The following is an 18,187-nucleotide window of genomic DNA, read 5'->3' as shown; positions in this document are numbered from 1 at the left end:
AGGTGCCAGCCCGAAAGGGGCTTGCACCAGCGCCCGCGTACCAGCCCGGACCGCAGCACCGATAGACAGGCCGTCACCCTCCGTACCGGCCCAGTCGACGGTGTCCGCCCCCGGATTCGCGGGGGCCGGCGACCACGACGGCGCGCGGTTCGTCTCCACCGGCGTCGAAACGGCCGACGGATCGTAGTCACAAGCCCTTTTGTAGGCTCGCCGACTATCTGTAGTATGGACGACGGCGACGCGCCGGAGGAACGACGGGCCACAGACGAGAGCAAGCGGTTCGTCGACGAGTACGAGAACGCCACCGAGGCCGACGTCATCACGGTGGACGAGCCCGCCGGTGACGACCCGGTCGAGGGGGACGACCCCTACGAGGACGGCAGCGAGGTCGGAACCTTCTCGCCTGACGTCGAGGTGACACCCGGACGCCCCCGACTGGAGAGTGTCGTCTTCGTCGCGCTCGGCGTCTACATCGGTCTGTTGGCCGTCGGTGGGATGTTCGCCGGGCCGGCCCTGTCCTCGCCGGCCGTTCTCGGTGGGATGACCGCCGCGGTCGCCGTCGGAGCAGCAGTACTGTACGGGCTGTTCGTTCGTCTCGACCCGGACACTTAATCCTGCGCCGCCCCTAGCGGCTGCTATGGTAGGCTCGCTGACTGTCCCTGTCTTCGCCCCTGCCCAGGTCGACCCACTGTTCGGGCTGTCCCTCTCGGTACTGCTGTTTCTCGCCGGGGCCGGTCTCATCGTCGGGGAGGCGTTGGCACCGGGGACACACTTCTTCGTGCTCGGCGTCGCGCTCCTGACCGCCGGGTTGGTCGGCCTGTTCATCCCTGCGAGCCTAGGCATCCTCGCACCGGTCGTCCTCACCGTCGTCGTCCTGGCGACGACGGCAGTGACGCTGTGGGGGTACCGGAAGCTGGATTTCGCTGCGCCGGGCCGCGGGCAGACGCTCAGTTCCGATTCGCTGAAAGGCCAGTTCGGCGTCGTCACCGAACGGGTCACGGAATCCGAGGGCCAGGTCAAACTCGAAGACGGCGGCTTCAACCCGTACTATCAGGCCCGCAGCATCGACGGGACCATCGAGGAAGGCGAGGAAGTGTTGGTCGTCGATCCCGGCGGCGGGAACGTCCTCAAGGTCGAGCGGGTCGCGGCGGCCGGCGACGACATCGACCGCGCGCTCGAACGGGATCGGGAGCGGTCGACCGAGTCGGAGAAAGCGTGACAGACGTGAGTATGTGACACAGACACCGAAGGCTTTTCTTCGAGGGAGACGGAGTTCCAGGCGTTATGCTCCCCGCGCTAGTACCGCTGCAAATTCTCGGTGGCGTCATCGGGTTCGTCGCCGTGGTGTTCCTGCTCATCGCTATCGCGCTGGTGTACTCCAGCGTCGTGATCATCAGGCCGTACCAGAAAGGTGCCTACACGGTCCTGGGTACCTATCGGGGCGTCCTCGACCAGGGAATTCACTTCATCTACCCCTTCGTCTCCGACGTCACCCGCTTCGACATGCGGACCCAGACGTTAGACGTTCCGCGGCAAGAAGCGATCACCCGCGACAACTCGCCGGTGACCGCCGACGCCGTCGTCTACATCAAGGTGATGGACCCCAAGAAGGCGTTCCTCGAAGTCGACAACTACGAGCGTGCCGTCTCGAACCTCGCCCAGACGACCCTCCGTGCCGTCCTGGGCGACATGGAACTGGACGACACGCTCAACAAGCGCGGTGAGATCAACGCCCGCATCCGGAAGGAACTGGACGAACCCACCGACGAGTGGGGCGTCCGCGTCGAGAGCGTCGAGGTCCGCGAGGTCAACCCCTCCAAGGACGTCCAGCAGGCCATGGAGCAACAGACCTCCGCCGAGCGGAAACGCCGTGCTATGATCCTGGAGGCCCAGGGTGAACGGCGCTCCGCCATCGAGACCGCGGAAGGTGACAAGCAGTCCAACATCATCCGCGCCCAGGGTGAGAAACAGAGCCAGATCCTGGAAGCCCAGGGTGACGCCATCTCGACGGTCCTGCGTGCGAAATCCGCCGAGTCGATGGGCGAACGTGCTATCATCGACAAGGGGATGGAGACGCTGGAAGGGATGGGTCAGTCCGAGTCCACCACCTTCGTCCTCCCGCAGGAGCTCACGTCGCTGGTCGGCCGCTACGGCAAGCACCTCCAGGGCTCCGACGTGAAGGAGAACGGCCACACCCTCGAAGCGCTGGACTTCACCGAGGAGACCCGCGAGATGCTCGGCCTGGACGACATCGAGGAGATCCTCGGCCAGATCGACGAGGAAGCACAGGTGGACGTCGAAGCCATGGAAGAGGAAGCCCAGAAGATCAAACACGGCGAAGACTCCGGCGTCGACAGCGCCGACGACGTCATCGAAGAGATGGACGCCGAGATCGACAACGATCCCAGCAAGACCGACGTCGCCGGCGGTCCCGACGACGACGGCAGCGACCCACCGAACTGACAGTAGCCGAAGCCTTTTTACAGCAGAATCGCCTCCCTCGACATAGATTATGGGTCGGGACGGGGACGTCGACGAGGACAAGCGGGATACGCTGCGTCGCTTTGCCGCCCTCGGCGCAGCGAGCCCGTTTGCCCGGTTCGGCGAGGACAACGGGGGCAGCGACAGCGACGCTCCCGGAGCCATCGCCGGCTACGTCTCGGCCCATCCCGGAACGCACTTCTCGAAGCTCCGTGACGACCTCAAACTCGGGACGGGTGAGACACAGCACCACCTCCACCGCCTGGAAAACGAGAACGTCGTCACCTCTCGAAAGGACGGGGACTACCGCCGATATTTCCCGGCCGAGCAGTTCTCCGAGACGGAACAGGTGGTTCTGGGCTTCCTCCGGCGTGAGACTGCCCGAGGGATGCTCGTGACGCTGCTTCGAACCCCGGAGGTGACGGCCGCGGAACTGGCCGACGAGCTGGGTGTCTCACGGCCGACTGTCAGTAACTACGCCGGCGATCTGGAGGCAGCCGGCCTGCTCTCGCGGGCCGACGGCTACGCGATCACGAACCCGGAGACGGTGTTGACGCTGCTGGTCCGCTACGCGGACTCCTTCGGTGACGACGCCGCCGCACTGGCGAGCGAGGCGGACTCGCTGGTTCGGTACGATCCCGAGTAAGGAGACGGTTCGATAGCGGTGTTCTCGGTGGGGGAGCTACGCTTCGACCATCCACGTCGTCGACGAGGAGTAGCCCCACTTCTCGACGTCGATCGTGGTGGCGCTGTTGGCGATGGCGGTCATGTTTGCGCCGACTTCCTTGGCGGACATCTCCAGTTCGTCGCCGATGAGTCGCGACTTGAAGTAGGTCTGGCTGTCGGCGTTGGCTTCGAGGTACTCCAGGATTCGACGCTGCTTGTCCGAGAGTGGGGCATCGGTCGCCTGTGCGGTCGCGCTCATTGGTACACTACAGGGTAACACCGACACTCCCTTAGGGGGTTTGGTACAGTCGGTTAACGCCGCGCTGTCATGCGGTTTTCCGTCTCAAGTCGTGGAATCGAGACCGCCACAGCGGGCTTACACCGCCGGTTGGTACAGGGGGAAAACAGGCACTGAACCGTCCGGCAGTTCTATAGTGATGGGCAAACAGTAGCGCAAACGGAGGTCTACTACATTGGAAATCTCGGAGAAACTCCTGTGTCTGTTCAGTGCGGACGTGACCGACGAAGGTGACCGATACGTCGTGGAGGTCCCGCGCCGGGAGATCGAAACCGGCGCGGTCGAGGCCGGTGGTACCTATCGCGTCGCACTCATCTCCGCCGACGACGAGAGCGCAGACAGCGAGGGAGCAGCGAGCGAGACGCCCCCGGACCAGCCACAGCCGCCCGTCGAGCCCGGCGAGACACGGTACGTCGAAATCGAAGACATCGGCAAGCAGGGCGACGGGATCGCCCGGGTCGAGCGGGGGTACGTCATCATCGTCCCCGGTGCCGAGATCGACGAACGAGTGAAGATCGAAGTGACGGAAGTGAAATCGAACTTCGCGGTCGGCGAGATCATCGACGAGAACGTCTAGGTCACAGGATCGGCCGGACTCACTCTCTGTGGGTTCCGTCGGGGCGCTTTTGCCCCTCTGAGTCGTGGACGACGACCTCGCCGGCCCCCGTCTCGACCGGCTGGTACTGCTCGCGGACGCCGATCGCTTCTTCGAGTTCACGGACTGCTCGCTCTTTGAGCGCCGCCGCCAGTTCCTCGGCGTCCTCTCGGTCGATCTCCCGGCCCAGTCCCTCACACTCGTGGGCCCGGACCATCCCCGCCTCGTCGACCGCATCGCCCATCGGCTGTGTCGTCCCGCCCAGCGCGACGCTGAACGGGTAGGTCCGACAGATGAGCGGCCGGTCCTCGTGGACCGTACAGGCACCGGTGCCGTCGGTCTCCTCGTAGAAGGTACAGTCGCCACAGTCGTCAGTCTGGAGCGCCCACTCGAACGTCTCGCCCTCGGGGCCGTCCGGGCCGTCGGTGAGCCCGTAGGGCATCGGCCGCGCCACGTCCCGGAAGTCGTACTCGGTATCGCCGGGTCCGGACGCCTGGAGCCGACGGATCTCGTCGGGAAAGACCGTCGCCGTGTGCGGATCGTCGGGAGCTCCGGGTTCGGCCTCGCTGTCACAACCGGCATCGGCCGTACAGCAGGCCCCACAGCGTGTACACTCGAACCCGATCGATTCGATGGCGTCGGCCAGGTCGGCCACGTCGAGGTCCCGGGCACGGTCGAGTTCGGATTCGAGCGATTCCATACGCAGTTGTTCGTCCGAGCGGACAAAAGGTGCGTGTCACGGGCCGCCCTCAAGCGGGCACCACACGCTCGCCGTCCCAGGCGAGCGCGCCTTCGACCGCGAGTTTCTCCAGATGGGCACGGACCGTCGCACGGGCGAGGTCCCGGACGCCGGAGAGATCCTTCTCGTAGGCTACGTCGAGGATCTCGTCGAGAGTAGCCGCGCCGTCCTCGACCGCCGCCCGGACACGCCACTCGCGGTCGAGACGGTGGGCGAGCAGGCGTCGACACGCCTGCTGGGGGTCGTCGATACGGGGGCCATGGCTCGGAAGCAAACGGTCGGGGGCACGAGCGACCAGCCGCCGCAACGAGGTCAGGTACGCCCGCATGTCGCCCTCGGGCGCGCCGACGACGACGCTGCCGGCGGCGACAGCGAGGTCTCCCGAGACAACCGTGTCGTCAGCCTCGAAAGCGACGTGTTCTGGTGCGTGGCCGGGCGTGTCAAGCACCGTCACCGCGCCCTGGCGGGTCGGGATCGTACCCCCCTCGCTAAACGTCCGATCCGGTGCGACACCGGTCGCTCGCTCGAAGGCGGCCGTCCGGCCCGCACGAGCCCAGACGGTCGCCTCTGTCTCCGCCGCGTAGTCGGCGACGCCGCCGACGTGGTCGGGGTGGTGGTGTGTAACCGCGATGTGTTCGACCCTGGACGTGAGAGCGTCGAGCGCGTCGCTCCCGGCAGCGGGGTCGACCAGGAGCGACCGCCCGACCAGATACGCCGCCGTTTGGCCCGTCGGTGCGCGCGTCGCCACGGGAACGTCGACCCGTGTCCAGTCCATGCCCGGACGTGTCGGTCAGGTCGACAAAAAGTACACCTGTTTGCGCGCGTCGGTGAAGCTATACCGGGATTCGACGAGTCCGGAATCCTCCAGCCGGTTCAGCGCGTACCGGACGGTGCGGTCGGGGAGCAACGAAGCGTCTGCCAGTTGTCCCTGCGAGAGCGGCGCCTCGTCTTCGAGCACCTTCGCGACGAGTTTCGCGCTCGGCGGCAGGTCACGGAGCCGCTCGCGAAACTCCTCGGTCGCGAAGGGAGTTGCCAGCGTTTCATCGGAGATCGTACTCATACTGGACAGAGGTACAAACATCCTGGTAAAAGTTGGCTACATGTGTGACCAAACAATACAGAGAGTATTGACTGTATAATGTAACCTTATATGCGCGTTCCCTGCAACGGTTTCTCACCGACTATCGATTCCAGTATCGTTTTATTCTCCCAGCGGGGAGGTTCCAAGCGTGAAAGGGCAGGAGTGGTACCAGGCCGACAACGTGGCCGAGGAGTACGACGACAAGCGCTTCTCCCGCGGTGGCCGGCTCATCGACCGCCGCGAAAAACAGGCCGTACTCGACGCGCTCGGACCGGTCGACGACCGGAGTATCCTCGAAGTCGCCTGTGGTACCGGACGCTTTACCGTCATGCTCGCCGAGCGCGGCGCCGACATCGTCGGACTGGATATCTCCGGCCCGATGCTCCAACAGGGTCGACAGAAGGCCGCTGCGGCCGACGTCGACGACCACGTGGAGTTCATGCGCGGCGACGCTGCCCGCCTGCCGTTCCCCGACGACCACTTCGATGCAGTGCTGGCGATGCGGTTTTTCCACCTGGCGGATACGCCTGCGGCGTTCCTCGCGGAGATGCGGCGGGTCGCCAAAGAGCAGGTCGTCTTCGACACGTTCAATCGGTTCTCGACGCGGTCGACGTACAACTGGGCGCTCCCGATGGGGTCGCGGCTCTACTCCCGGTGGGAGGTCGACCGGCTACTCGACGGCGCGGGGCTCGAACTGACCGAGGCGACCCACGATTGGGTCCTCCCCTACGGGTTCTATCGAAAGATCCCGAACGAACTCGCCGCGTCCTTCCGCTCGATCGACACCGTCATCGGCGGGACGCCCCTGGGCAAGAAAATCGCGTCGGTCTCCTACTGGAACACCCACGTCTAGGCCGTGAACGCGGCCCATCGAGACGACGACTCTGCCCCGCGGGGTTTATGCGGTTCCGGGGAACTACCGGATACCATGGAGCTATCGGTGGTGGTCCCGACGCTGAACGGCCGGGAGGAACTCGCCGGCTGTCTGGACGCACTCGCCGAGCACGTCCCCGACGCGGAGGTGATCGTCGTCAACGGACCTTCTGCCGACGGGACGACGGGGATGGTCAGAGACCGCGACGACGTCTCGGTGCTGGTCGAGATCGCCGACCGGTCGGTCAATACGGCGCGCAACGCCGGCCTCGACAGGGTTACCGGCGAGGCCGTCGCACTGGTCGATCAGACTCTCTCGGTGAGTGAGGGGTGGGCCGACGCGGTCCGCGCCGGACTCGGTGCCGGGTCGGTCGTTACCGGCCCGACCCACGAACGCCTCATGGCCGGGCTGACGACTGACAGCGAGGAGAGACGGACGATCGCTGGCCGGCAGGTGACGTATTTCAACCCCGGAAACGTCGCCTTCCGGCGGGAAGTCTTGGAGGCACTGGACGGGTTCGACGAGTCCGTGGCTATCGGCGGCGCCCGTGACCTGGCACACCGGCTGTCCGGGACGGGTCACGAGGTCATCTGGGATACCTCGATGACCGCCAGCCGGGAGTTCGAGTCCGACGGCGGGATGCTCGCGACCGACTGGGGCAACAAGTATCGGTCGCTCGCGTATCGGCTGGTGAAAAACTACGGGCTCCGCCCGACGGTCGTCCGGCGGATCGTCAGCCACGCGGGCCGGGACGGCGGCGACGCGTTACGAGGCGTCCTCAGAAACGAGACGACCCTCTCGGAGTGGGTAGGCACCGGGCGATCGGTCGTCGGCGGTATCGCCAGCGGGACGAAAGACGGCCTCATCGCGTCGGTCAGGGACAGGACCGACCGTCGCAACCCCAACGGACGGTCGGTGCGGGCCGACCGTGCGGTGACCGTCTACGACTGGCGCTAGAGCGCCAGCGGGTCGAAGACCCGTCCTGGGTTGTTCGAGAACACTTTCTTCATCGCGTCTTCCGGGATATCCAGCGTCAGGATCTCCATCACGGCTACGTTGGGGTGGGCGTCGGGCGCGCCGCTGCCAAAACAGACCCGGTCCGGGTGTTCGCGGATCGCCCGCTCTAGCGGGTCGCGATAGCGGACGAGGCTAGTGTCGAGATAGAGGTCGTCGTAGCTGTCCAGAAGGTCGATCGCCTCGGTCATCAGGTCCCTGCGAAGCGGGTGGGCACCGAAATGTGAGAGGACGACCGGGAACTCCCCCTCGAGCAACGATTCGGCGACCGCTGACGGGGGGAACCGTTCGCCGCCGTGGACCAGAACCGGTTGAGAAACCGTCGATAGTTCCGCCAGCACCGCGGAGTCGGGCAACCCGTCTTCGGCCGGGTCGAGCACGAACCCACAGAACCGCTCGTCGTAGGCGAACTGCTCGATATCCTCGGGAGAGACGTGGTCGGGACCGCGACTGATCGCGAGGTTCCGCAGCGCCGCGGTCGGACCGTCCCCGACCTCCTGGACGCCGTTCAGTCGAGCGAGTGCGACCAACGGGCGCCCGACCGTCGTCCGGGCGACGGCGTTGTTCGCTTTCAGGTAACTTCCTTCCCGTGTGCTCGGATGGACGAGGGCTCTCGTGATCCCGGCCTGGCGCATCTCGCGCTCGAACTGCTCGGCACCGCCGATTCCGGGCCGTGGCCGGCGTCCTTCCTCGGGTTCGATCTGGCCCGCGACATCGACGATACGGAACCCGTGCTCCAGTTCGAGCATCACCGAACGGTACGTCCACCGCCGCATTAAACCACCGGCGAACCGGAGTTGTGGGACCGCCGTCGTCCGCGGATACGAGGGGAACCCTGTTCGGAAGTTTTATATAGAACCGCTTACGACGTTTTAGGTGAGGAAACCCACATATGTCATCTGGCCAGCGACGCATGGGCGGCCAGCCCCTCTTCATTCTCGACGAGGACGCCCAGCGCACACACGGAAAGGACGCACAGTCATCGAACATCTCCGCCGGAAAGGCCGTCAGTGAGTCGGTACGTACCACGCTCGGTCCGCGTGGGATGGACAAGATGCTCGTCTCCGACGACGGGGACGTCGTCATCACCAACGACGGCGCCACCATCCTCTCGGAGATGGATATCGAACATCCCGCGGCACAGATGATCGTCGAAGTCGCCCAGACCCAGGAGGACGAGGTCGGCGACGGGACGACGACGGCGTCTGTCCTCGCCGGCGAACTGCTGGCGAAAGCCGAGGACCTGCTGGACGACGACGTCCACCCGACGACGATCGTCGAAGGGTACCACGCCGCGGCCCAACTGGCCCAGGCGTCCATCGAGGAGAACGTCCTCGACGTCGACCTGGACGACGACACGCTCGTCGAGGTCGCCGAGTCCTCGATGACCGGCAAAGGCACCGGCGACGTCGAAGCGGGTCGCCTGGCCGAAGTCATCGTCGACGCGGTCCGTCACGCCAAGACCGACACCGGTGTCGTCCGTGACAACATCGAGATCTACACCCAGACGGGTGCGGCCTCCTCGGCGACGGAACTCGTCGAAGGCGTCATCATCGACGAGACGCCCGTCCACGACAACATGCCTACCTCCGTCGAGGACGCGGAGATCGCCGTCGTCGACGCCGAACTCGGCGTCAAAGAGAGCAACATCGACGCAAGCTACAACGTCACGAACGTCGACGAACTCAACGCCGCACTCGACGCCGAACAGGAGGAACTGCAAGGCTACGCCAAGGCCATCGTCGACAGCGGCGCCGACGTGGCGTTCGTCACCGACGACATCTCCGATCTCGTCGCCTCGACCCTGGCCAAGGAAGGCATCTTCGCCGCCGAGAACGTCGACTCCTCGACGGCGAAAGACATCGTCGAGACGACCGGTGCCAAGCGCGTCGGCTCCGTCGAGGACTTGACCGAGGACGCCCTGGGTCACGCCGAGAGCGTCGCCGTCGAGAAACACGGCGACGACGAGGTGACGTTCATCCGCGGTGGCGCCGCCGCCGAGTCCGTCACGGTCTTCGCCCGCGGTTCCACCGACCACGTCGTCGACGAGATCGAGCGCGCGCTGAACGACGCGCTGGATGTCGTCGTCGCCGCACTCGACAAGGGCGGCGTCGTCCCCGGTGCCGGTGCGACCGAGATCGCGATCGCCGACGAGATCCGCAGCGAGGCGGCCTCTATCGAGGGTCGCAAGCAACTGGCCGTCGAGGCCTTCGCCGACGCCGTCGACGTCCTGCCCCGTACGCTCGCGGAGAACACCGGGCTGGACGCCATCGACGCGCTCGTCGACCTGCGCTCGGAACACGAGAGCGAGGGTATCGCAGGCGTCATCAGCGAGGGTCAGACGGGCCTCGTCGGCGACCCCGTCGAGTACGGCATCCTCGACCCCGCCGCAGTCAAGCGGGAGGCCGTCGATTCCGCGACCGAGGCCGCGACGATGATCGTCCGGATCGACGACGTCATCTCTTCGTCGTAAGTCCACGGCGACACGTTCGACAAGCCGCTTTTATTTTGCGAGTCGACACCCCACCCGTAGCAGCCGGTGAGTCGGCGAAACACAGCCAGTAGTGGCTGCCGGAGCGAGCGGTCGGGAGAATCGGCGAAAACTGCTGGGAGATTCCGGAGTGCCCGCGGACGCGGGCGAGAAGATGGGACAGACACGAGTCGGCACTCGTGTGTGCGGCGACGAACCGCGCCCACGGTAGACGCCGCCGCGCAGCCATGAACCGAACATGGACAGCTACAGTTCCTGACAGCCACCCCCCGTCGTCCTCCTTGCTCCGGGTCCAGCGAGCGGGAAGCCGGCGTCTCTCGACACACACTCTCCCCGGCAAAGACGTTCACACCAAGCCGCTCGGTGACCCGGCATACAGTTGTTTAGGCTAGCCTAAAGCACAAAAAGGCATCGATCTTTGGCCGGCCTAGATCATTCCTCGACGACGATCGTTCCGACCATCCCCGCGGCCTCGTGGGGCGTACAGAAGTACTCGTGCTCGCCGGCCGTCTCGAAGGTGTGGACGTAGCTCTGGCCGGACTGGACGGCACCCTCGCCGCTCTCCCAGCCTTCGCGGGCCGCCGATTCACTGTCGAAGCCGCCGGAGGCCCAGTAGTCGGCACCCTCGGGGATGCCGTCGTCGTAGGCCACGACGTTGTGTGCCTCGCCGGCGGCGTGTTCGAAGGCGACCGTGTCGCCGACGTTGACGGTCAGTTCCTCCGGGTCGAAGGCGACCGCCTGCATCCCCACGACGTGGTCGGCGTCCTCGGGGACCCCCTCGACGACGTTCGGCCCGCCCGAGAGAGACGGGTCCGACTCGGACTCCCCGCCGGAGCCGCCAGTGCCGCCACTGGGGGCGGCGTCGACGGCACCCACGACGGCGAACTGTGCGGTACGGGCCGCGGCAGCGAAGGAAGCAGGGTCACCGCTGCCGGACTGGAGCCCCTGGACGTAGTCCGAGAGCGCCGACTCGAACCCTTCGTAGGCCGACTGGGAGGCGCTCTCCAGGCGGTCGTGGACCGACGCGTTCTCGAAGGTCTGGAAGATACCCTGCGCGATCGGGACCGGCGCGTCGCTCCCCCCGCTGGCCGCGGTGATCGCCGACACCGTCTCCACGGCGGCGTCGCCGAAGCTCTTGGCGGGCGGGTAGACGTCCTCGCCGTTCTGCGCGGCCGAGATCACTGCGCCGAGCGCCTCGTCCTCGAACCGGTGGTAGAGTTCCTCGTCGGCCTCTTCGAGGGCTTCGTGGTAGCCCGCCGCACCGTTCTCGAAGAAGGCGAGGGCTTGCTGGCCGAGTTCGGCCGCCCGGGCGTCGTGACCCAGCGCGTCGACCGCAGCCGCGTCGAACCCGAGCGCGGCCATGTACGTCGCGCCGGAGCCGCTGGCGACGGCGGGCGTGTACTCGCTCTCGAAGGACAACAGCGCGTCGAGCACACCCTGGTGGTGGGTGTCGACCGCCGCGTCGTCGCCGTTCTCGTAGGCGGTGATCAGGCTCGTGAGATGCTCCTCCTCGAAGGTCTCGTACAGCGACTCGCTGGTCTCCTCCAGCGTCTCGTGGAAGTCCAGTTCGTTGGCCTCGAACCGTTCGAACAGGTCCTGGGTGACGGTGACCGCCTGTGCGTTCTTGTCCTGGCGGTACAGTTCCCGGGCGTCGGCGAAGCGAGCCTTGAAGAAGCCCGACTGGAGGACCGGAGCGGACCCGCCGGCCAGCGCCTCGATGCCGGCCACGAGGTTCGTATCGACCGTCCCGACCGCGTCCCCGATCCCGCTCGTGTCCCCGTCGTCGATCGCCGTCGTCAACGACGAGAGCCCGGACTCGAAGGCCTCGTAGGCCTCGCTGTTGGCCTCTTCGAAGGGATCGTGGGCGGCGGCGCCCTCGAAGTGGGCGAAGACGTCCTGTGCCATCTGGCCGGCGGTGTCGGTACCGCCGCGCCGAGCGAGCCACTGGGCGTCGGCGACCCGCGCCCGGTAGCTGTTCAGGGTCGCCGCGTGTGCGTAGTCCGCGCCGGGACCGCCCAGCAGCGAGACCGCGGCGGCGTCCCAACCTCGGGACTGGAGCGTCGCGAGGTGGCCGGTGTCGGCGACCGCCTGTGCGCTGGCGATGGCGTAGGCTCCCTCGACAGCGGCGTCCAGAGCGGTGCCGGCGGCCTCGACGACGCCCTCGCCGTCGCCGCTACCGGCCGCCGACTGCACCGTCGACAGCGCGCTCTCGAAGCGCTCGTAGACCCCCTCGTCAGCCGATTCGAGGACATCGTGGACGAGGCCGTCTTCGAACGAGATGGTGGCCGCCTCGGCGACCGGCCCGGCCGCCTCGACGGCTCCAGCGCGGGCCAGGCCGCCGGCGTTGTTCGCCCGCGATCCGATCACGAGCAGGTCGAACACGCGGGTCGCCCTCTGGGTCGTCGCGGCCTGCTGTGCGGTCTGGAGGGCACTGCTGGCCGTGTCCGCCGCGTCGGCGGCGGCTTCGACGTTGCCCTCCGAGAGCGCCGACTGGAGGTCACCGAGCGCTCCCTCGAATCCCTCGTAGGCCGCCTCGGATGTCGATTCCAGCCGTTCGTGGGCGCCGTACTCGCCGTTCGCCCCCTCGAAGCGAGCGAAGATGTTCCCCGCGACGGTCGCCCCTGCGGCGGGCGCACCGGCGCGCCCGAGCGCCACGGCGTCGTACAGTCGGGCACGGTAGACCGACCACTCGGCCGCGACGGCGGTCATCGGGCCGACCGGCGTCGGCTCAGCGGTCGCCGTCGGCTCCTCGGTCCGTGTGGCCGTCTCGGTCTGTGTGGCCGTCGATCCGTCGTCGGTCTGTGCGTTCGAACTCGAACCCGGACAGCCAGCGAGCAGGCCACTCGCTGCGATACCGACCGTCTTCAACAGGTCTCGTCTGTCTGGCATATTTGATTAGGCTGGCCTAAAGAACTTAACCCCGTCGATTTTTCGGCCACCCTAAAACATGATAGACCGAACGGATTCGGCTACAACGCCAGGGACACTGGATCGCCGACGCCGACGCCGAACGCGTCGTCGCCCCGCCCCTGGGTGACCGCGAGTTCGACGTTGCCGTGGCTGCCGACGGTCACCAGTCTGTCCCCGGGATCGAGGGCCGCGTAGGCGCGGCGGACTGGGATCGGGTCGCCGTCGACGGTGACGGTCCCGCCGAAACGACTCTCCAGGATCGATCCGGGTATATTCGTGACGACGTTGCCGAAGCCGTCGACGACGAGTACCTCGCCGCGCGCGCCGCCGTCCACGAGTTCGGCGGTCGGGAACTGCAGGTCGACGTAGTCGTCGGTCGGCGTCGTCCGGTCGAGTTCGGAGACGACGTCGACACCGGCCTCGTGGACCGCGGCCGCGGCGGGCGCGAAGACGTCCCGCCCGTGAAACGTCGAACTGGCCGGGTCGTCGTAGGCCCAGGTGAACACCTCGACAGAATCGGCCAGTTCACGAGCGACCGGAAGGGCGACGCCGTTGTCGGGGGCGACGAGCGCGTGCGTGCCGGCGCGGACGACGACGGCGTCCCTGTCTGTGCCGACGCCGGGATCGACGACCACGCAGTGGACTGCCGGCGGGAAGTACGGGAGCGTCTGTGTGAGCCAGAACGCCGCGGCACGGACGTCCTGTCGGGGGAAGTCGTGGGCGATGTCCTCGATGCGAGCGTCGGTCCGCGTACAGATCACACCACGCATCGCGGCCGGATACGGCGTCCCGAAGTCCGACGCGAGCGTGATCATCCGTCCTCGCCGACCGCCGGCCGGTCGATCTTCTCGTCCTCGGCGGTGTAGCGGTCCAGCGAGTCGCTGTCGGAGACGTGCTGGAGGCGCTTGACGCCGTGGATCTCCTCGATGACGTCGACCACCGAGTCCGGGACCCGGTCGCGCCAGGACTCGTCGTGGATCATCCGCTGGCGGATCTCGCTGCCTTCGAGACGGTCCCGGTCGAACATCGGGGACTGCCGGACCTCGATGCCGCTCTCCTCGAAGAGTCGGACGACGAGCGGGTTGTTCGAGTAGGCGACGTCGAAGTCCGGGCACATACTCTCTACGTGGCTCACCCAGACGGCGTTGCGGTTGATGTCCTCCAGCGGGACGACGTAGGTCGTCAGGTCGAACTCCGCGACGGCTTTGGTGATCATCATGATCCGCTCGCCGGCGGTAAACGGGTCGTGTGTCGTATGCGAGTCGTCGGCGCTCCCGATCCCGAGGACGAGTTCGTCGACCTCGTCGGTGATCCGATCGACCATCGCGTGATGGCCGTCGTGATAGGGCTGGAACCGCCCGATGTAGAACCCACGCATACCCGACTGTGTGACTGGTGGTTTGATAAACCCGACGACGGAGGCGAGCGGAGGACCTGACGACGGCCGGATCGGGAGCCCTCGTGCGGTTTTCGGTGTGTATCGACCCCGGATGCGGGGAGAAAGTATATCAGTAGACAGCCCTTGAAATCCGGTGTTAGCAACGTTTGTATGAGCGATAATACCGAACACGACGCGGCTCCCGACGCCGGCCGGGAGAACACCGACGCCGGCGAGGCCACGGCGGCCGACAGCCCTGCTGAGACGGACGACGAGCGGGCGTCAGAGCCGACCGTCGACGGTGACGACGGGGATACGACCCTCGGAAGCGACGTCGAGGTCGAGGGAGAGAGCAACCTCGACGGCGAAGAGGAGGACTTGCTCGGCGGTCTCGAAATCGATTCGACCGCCGACATCGAGGTCCCCGACCGTCTCGTCGATCAGGTCATCGGGCAGGATCACGCCCGGGACGTCATCAAGAAAGCGGCCAAACAGCGCCGACACGTGATGATGATCGGCTCGCCCGGGACGGGCAAGTCGATGCTGGCCAAAGCGATGAGTCAGTTGCTCCCCCGTGAGGAGCTCCAGGACGTCCTCGTCTATCACAACCCCGACGACGGCAACGAGCCGAAAGTCCGGACGGTCCCCAGCGGGAAGGGTGAACAGATCGTCGACGCCCACAAGGAGGAAGCCCGCAAGCGCAACCAGATGCGGACGTTCCTGATGTGGATCATCATCGCTATCGTCATCGGCTACTCGCTGATCATCGCCCAGCAGATCCTGCTGGGCATCCTGGCAGCGGGTGTCATCTACCTCGCGTTCCGCTACGGGTCGCGAGGCAGCGACGCGATGATCCCGAACCTCCTGATCAGCACCGCCAGCCAGAAGACCGCGCCCTTCGAGGACGCGACCGGTGCCCACGCGGGTGCGCTGTTGGGCGATGTCCGCCACGACCCGTTCCAGTCCGGCGGCATGGAGACCCCCAGCCACGACCGCGTCGAGGCCGGTGCCATCCACAAGGCCAACAAGGGTGTGTTGTTCGTCGACGAGATCAACACCCTGGACATCCGCAGCCAGCAGAAGCTGATGACGGCCATCCAGGAGGGCGAGTTCTCGATCACGGGCCAGTCCGAGCGCTCCTCGGGCGCGATGGTCCAGACCGAGCCGGTCCCCTGTGACTTCATCATGATCGCGGCGGGGAACCTCGACGCGATGGAGAACATGCACCCGGCGCTGCGCTCCCGGATCAAGGGGTACGGCTACGAGGTGTACATGGACGACACCATCGAGGACGACCCCGAGATGCGCCGGAAGTACGCCCGCTTCGTCGCCCAGGAAGTCGAGAACGACGGGCGGCTCCCACACTTCACCGAGGAGGCCGTCGAGGAACTCATCCTCGAAGCCCGTCGCCGTGCGGGTCGGAAAGGCCACCTCACCCTGAAGTTCCGTGACCTCGGTGGCCTGGTCCGTGTCGCGGGCGACATCGCTCGCGCGGAGGACAGAGAGCAGACCGAACGCAAAGACGTCCTGCAAGCGAAACGGCGCTCCCGGTCCATCGAGCAACAGCTCGCGGACAACTACATCGAACGCCGCAAGGACTACGAGCTCACCGTCAACCAGGGCGACGTCATCGGCCGCGTCAACGGCCTGGCAGTCATGGGCGAGGACAGCGGAATCGTCCTCCCCGTGATGGCAGAGGTCAGCCCGTCACAGGGTCCCGGCCAGGTGATCGCGACCGGTCAGCTCAAAGAGATGGCCGAGGAGGCCGTCCAGAACGTCTCGGCGATCATCAAGAAGTTCAGCGACGAGGACATCTCCGAGAAGGACGTCCACATCCAGTTCGTCCAGGCCGGTGAAGGCGGCGTCGACGGCGACTCGGCCTCGATCACGGTCGCAACCGCCGTCATCTCGGCGATAGAGGACGTCCCGATCAAACAGAACCTCGCGATGACGGGCTCGCTATCGGTCCGGGGCGACGTGCTCCCGGTCGGCGGAGTCACCCACAAGATCGAGGCCGCCGCAAAGGCCGGCCTCGATACGGTCATCATCCCCGAGGCCAACACCCAGGACGTCATGATCGAGGAGGAGTACGAGGAGATGGTCGAGATCATCCCCGTCTCCCACATCTCGGAAGTCCTGGAGGTCGCGCTGTCGGGCGAGACCGAGAAGGACTCGCTGGTCGACCGCCTGAAGTCCATCACGGGCAAGGCCCTCGAACACGAGGTCGGCCGCCAGGGCGGCAGCCCCAGCCCGCAGTAGAGCCGTGCCCGGTTGGGCCGCCTTCGTCGGCCTGACGGGACTCCTTCTGACCGCGTTACTCGCGCTCGCGCGCCTTTCGCAGGGACTCACCGACGAGAGCGGTCTCTCGGCAACCGCGGAGGGCGTCCCGTCACTGGAGGAGCACGCCGACACGCCGACGCCTGATCCCGTCATCCCACGGTTCGAGACCCCGGAGAGCGCCCGGCGACGCCGTTGGGTCGAATCGCGACGCTCGAACCGACCCGAGAGCATCTCGACCGGGGCGTTGCTGGCGAACGTCGCGCTCACCCAGGGGCTGTTCGGCGCGCTCTTGGTGGCGGCAGCGTTCTACTACCGGATCCCGGTCAGTGCGTTCGGTGTCAGCGCGGCCCCGCTCTCGACGGGCTGGCCAGCACTCGCTGTCGGCGTCGCGGCCGGCGTCGGTTTCTGGCTGGGCAACGAGGCCGCCGCGTCACTGGCCGCGGGGTTCGACATGGCCTTCGACGAGTCCGTCCGTGGGCTGTTGGCACCGGATTCGGCCGGTGGCTGGGTGGTCCTGCTCGGCGTCATCCTGCCGATCATCGCGGTCGTCGAAGAACTGCTCTTTCGTGGGGCGGCGATCGGCGTCCCCGTCGCCGGACTGGGCGCGCCGGCGTGGGCGATGGCCATCGTCTCCTCGGTCGCGTTCGCGCTGGGCCACGGTGCCCAGGGACGTGTCGGTATCCTCGTCACCGGGGCGCTCGGGCTGGGACTCGCCGGCCTGTTCGTCGTCACCGACAGTCTGCTCGCCGTCGTCGTCGCCCACTACCTCGTCAACGCCCTGGAACTGGGCGTCCACGAAGGGCTGGGGATCGAACGGCTATCGCTATAACCCCTCGACCGACCGAAGCTTCTGTTCGACCGCCGGTGGGGCGCTACTAGGTCCGTCACGAACCCGGTGATCGGGGATGAGAAGCGGGACCGGATTGCCAGCCAGCGCCTCGCGGACCGCGGCGAGGTCGTCCTGTTCGGTCGCGTCCAGGTCCGGCGTCATCCGTGCGACCTGCTCGACGGTGGCGTTCTCGCCGTAGGGGACCTCACGGACCGCCTCCAACACACGACGCTGCTCTGTGGGCACAGTCAGCCCGACGGTCACGTCCTCGAAGCCGTCTTCGGTTCCGGAGAGATAGTCGTCGATACGATCCAGCAGTGCGTGGTCGTCGCTGGTGACGTCCTCGGGGTGTGTCGGGAACGACAGCGAGATGACCCGGTCACCGGCCGCCCCGAACTGGACGTACCGGTCGAGGTAGTCCGACTCCCGCGCGTAGATGCCCGCATCGTCGCTCGATGTCTCCATAACCGGAGTGACGACCCGGCGTGTCTTCAACCTGCGGCCCGTTCCCGAGGGTAACCCTTATGTACACTTCTGTACGTTAGTGTTCA

The 18,187-nt window shown here is 66.5% G+C and carries 19 protein-coding genes; 10 read left to right on the top strand and 9 right to left on the bottom strand.

Going from position 1 to position 18,187, the window contains the following annotated elements; all coding sequences use genetic code 11:
- The first annotated feature begins 225 nt into the window (after positions 1-225).
- The 4 genes from P0204_RS13795 (at position 226) to P0204_RS13780 (ending at position 3,127) form a co-directional block, all read left to right on the top strand.
- Positions 226-612, top strand: coding sequence for a hypothetical protein (locus P0204_RS13795; protein ID WP_276180183.1), 387 nt, complete (start codon positions 226-228; stop codon positions 610-612).
- Positions 613-637: 25 nt separating this feature from the next.
- Positions 638-1,219, top strand: a complete 582-nt coding sequence (locus P0204_RS13790; RefSeq protein ID WP_276180181.1) for an NfeD family protein — start codon at positions 638-640, stop codon at positions 1,217-1,219.
- Positions 1,220-1,284: 65 nt separating this feature from the next.
- Positions 1,285-2,463: an SPFH domain-containing protein gene (locus tag P0204_RS13785; RefSeq protein WP_276180179.1), complete on the top strand. Its 1,179-nt coding sequence runs from the start codon at positions 1,285-1,287 to the stop codon at positions 2,461-2,463.
- 49 nt (positions 2,464-2,512) lie between these two features.
- The gene (locus P0204_RS13780; protein WP_276180177.1) at positions 2,513-3,127 is read left to right on the top strand and encodes a winged helix-turn-helix transcriptional regulator; all 615 of its coding nucleotides are present in this window, start codon (positions 2,513-2,515) and stop codon (positions 3,125-3,127) included.
- Positions 3,128-3,163: 36 nt separating this feature from the next.
- Here the strand turns inward: P0204_RS13780 and P0204_RS13775 are convergent, their stop codons facing one another.
- Positions 3,164-3,406 carry a DUF7123 family protein gene (locus P0204_RS13775; RefSeq protein WP_276180175.1) on the bottom strand — a complete coding sequence of 81 codons (243 nt, stop codon included), beginning with the start codon at positions 3,404-3,406 and terminating at the stop codon, positions 3,164-3,166.
- 214 nt (positions 3,407-3,620) lie between these two features.
- Between P0204_RS13775 and P0204_RS13770 the strand changes: the two genes are divergently transcribed.
- Positions 3,621-4,022, top strand: coding sequence for a TRAM domain-containing protein (locus P0204_RS13770; protein WP_276180173.1), 402 nt, complete (start codon positions 3,621-3,623; stop codon positions 4,020-4,022).
- 19 nt (positions 4,023-4,041) lie between these two features.
- Here the strand turns inward: P0204_RS13770 and P0204_RS13765 are convergent, their stop codons facing one another.
- The 3 genes from P0204_RS13765 to P0204_RS13755 are packed head-to-tail and all read right to left on the bottom strand — an operon-like array spanning position 4,042 to position 5,839.
- A complete protein-coding gene (locus tag P0204_RS13765; protein WP_276180171.1) occupies positions 4,042-4,740 on the bottom strand; it encodes a YkgJ family cysteine cluster protein in 699 nt (232 codons plus the stop codon).
- 49 nt (positions 4,741-4,789) lie between these two features.
- On the bottom strand, positions 4,790-5,554 hold the full coding sequence (locus P0204_RS13760) for an MBL fold metallo-hydrolase (protein ID WP_276180169.1): 765 nt from the start codon (positions 5,552-5,554) through the stop codon (positions 4,790-4,792).
- A gap of 15 nt (positions 5,555-5,569) precedes the next feature.
- Positions 5,570-5,839, bottom strand: coding sequence for a MarR family transcriptional regulator (locus tag P0204_RS13755; protein ID WP_276180167.1), 270 nt, complete (start codon positions 5,837-5,839; stop codon positions 5,570-5,572).
- 169 nt (positions 5,840-6,008) lie between these two features.
- Between P0204_RS13755 and P0204_RS13750 the strand changes: the two genes are divergently transcribed.
- Entirely contained in the window at positions 6,009-6,713 is a 705-nt protein-coding gene (locus P0204_RS13750; RefSeq protein ID WP_276180165.1) for a class I SAM-dependent methyltransferase, read from the top strand.
- 75 nt (positions 6,714-6,788) lie between these two features.
- Entirely contained in the window at positions 6,789-7,691 is a 903-nt protein-coding gene (locus P0204_RS13745; RefSeq protein WP_276180163.1) for a glycosyltransferase family 2 protein, read from the top strand.
- On the opposite strand, the gene P0204_RS13740 is transcribed toward P0204_RS13745, so the two are convergent.
- Positions 7,688-8,497: an amidohydrolase family protein gene (locus P0204_RS13740; RefSeq protein ID WP_276223285.1), complete on the bottom strand. Its 810-nt coding sequence runs from the start codon at positions 8,495-8,497 to the stop codon at positions 7,688-7,690. The two genes, P0204_RS13745 and P0204_RS13740, sit on opposite strands and share 4 nt — an antisense overlap.
- Before the next feature lie 164 nt (positions 8,498-8,661).
- Here P0204_RS13740 and thsA point away from each other — a divergent pair, with 164 nt between their 5' ends.
- Positions 8,662-10,221, top strand: a complete 1,560-nt coding sequence (gene thsA, locus P0204_RS13735) for a thermosome subunit alpha (protein ID WP_276223284.1) — start codon at positions 8,662-8,664, stop codon at positions 10,219-10,221.
- Positions 10,222-10,671: 450 nt separating this feature from the next.
- Here thsA and P0204_RS13730 read toward each other — a convergent pair whose 3' ends face one another.
- From P0204_RS13730 to P0204_RS13720, 3 genes are all read right to left on the bottom strand, one after another.
- On the bottom strand, positions 10,672-13,128 hold the full coding sequence (locus tag P0204_RS13730) for a DUF5059 domain-containing protein (RefSeq protein WP_276180161.1): 2,457 nt from the start codon (positions 13,126-13,128) through the stop codon (positions 10,672-10,674).
- Positions 13,129-13,208: 80 nt separating this feature from the next.
- Positions 13,209-13,964: an SAM hydrolase/SAM-dependent halogenase family protein gene (locus P0204_RS13725; RefSeq protein WP_276180159.1), complete on the bottom strand. Its 756-nt coding sequence runs from the start codon at positions 13,962-13,964 to the stop codon at positions 13,209-13,211.
- Positions 13,961-14,527 carry a nicotinamide-nucleotide adenylyltransferase gene (locus P0204_RS13720; RefSeq protein ID WP_276180157.1) on the bottom strand — a complete coding sequence of 189 codons (567 nt, stop codon included), beginning with the start codon at positions 14,525-14,527 and terminating at the stop codon, positions 13,961-13,963. Before P0204_RS13720 ends, P0204_RS13725 begins: the two co-directional genes overlap by 4 nt.
- 171 nt (positions 14,528-14,698) lie before the next feature.
- Between P0204_RS13720 and lonB the strand changes: the two genes are divergently transcribed.
- A complete protein-coding gene (gene lonB, locus P0204_RS13715) occupies positions 14,699-16,786 on the top strand; it encodes an ATP-dependent protease LonB (protein WP_276180155.1) in 2,088 nt (695 codons plus the stop codon).
- Between the two features lie 4 nt (positions 16,787-16,790).
- Positions 16,791-17,636: a CPBP family intramembrane glutamic endopeptidase gene (locus P0204_RS13710; RefSeq protein WP_276180153.1), complete on the top strand. Its 846-nt coding sequence runs from the start codon at positions 16,791-16,793 to the stop codon at positions 17,634-17,636.
- Here the strand turns inward: P0204_RS13710 and P0204_RS13705 are convergent.
- On the bottom strand, positions 17,631-18,101 hold the full coding sequence (locus tag P0204_RS13705; protein WP_276180150.1) for an MGMT family protein: 471 nt from the start codon (positions 18,099-18,101) through the stop codon (positions 17,631-17,633). The genes P0204_RS13710 and P0204_RS13705 overlap by 6 nt on opposite strands.
- Between the last annotated feature and the right edge of the window lie 86 nt (positions 18,102-18,187).

The organism is Haloarcula halophila, assembly GCF_029278565.1.
Classification (GTDB): domain Archaea; phylum Halobacteriota; class Halobacteria; order Halobacteriales; family Haloarculaceae; genus Haloarcula; species Haloarcula halophila.
The sequence above is the reverse complement of the archived record's forward strand: the minus strand, read 5'-3'. Positions and strand labels throughout refer to the sequence as shown.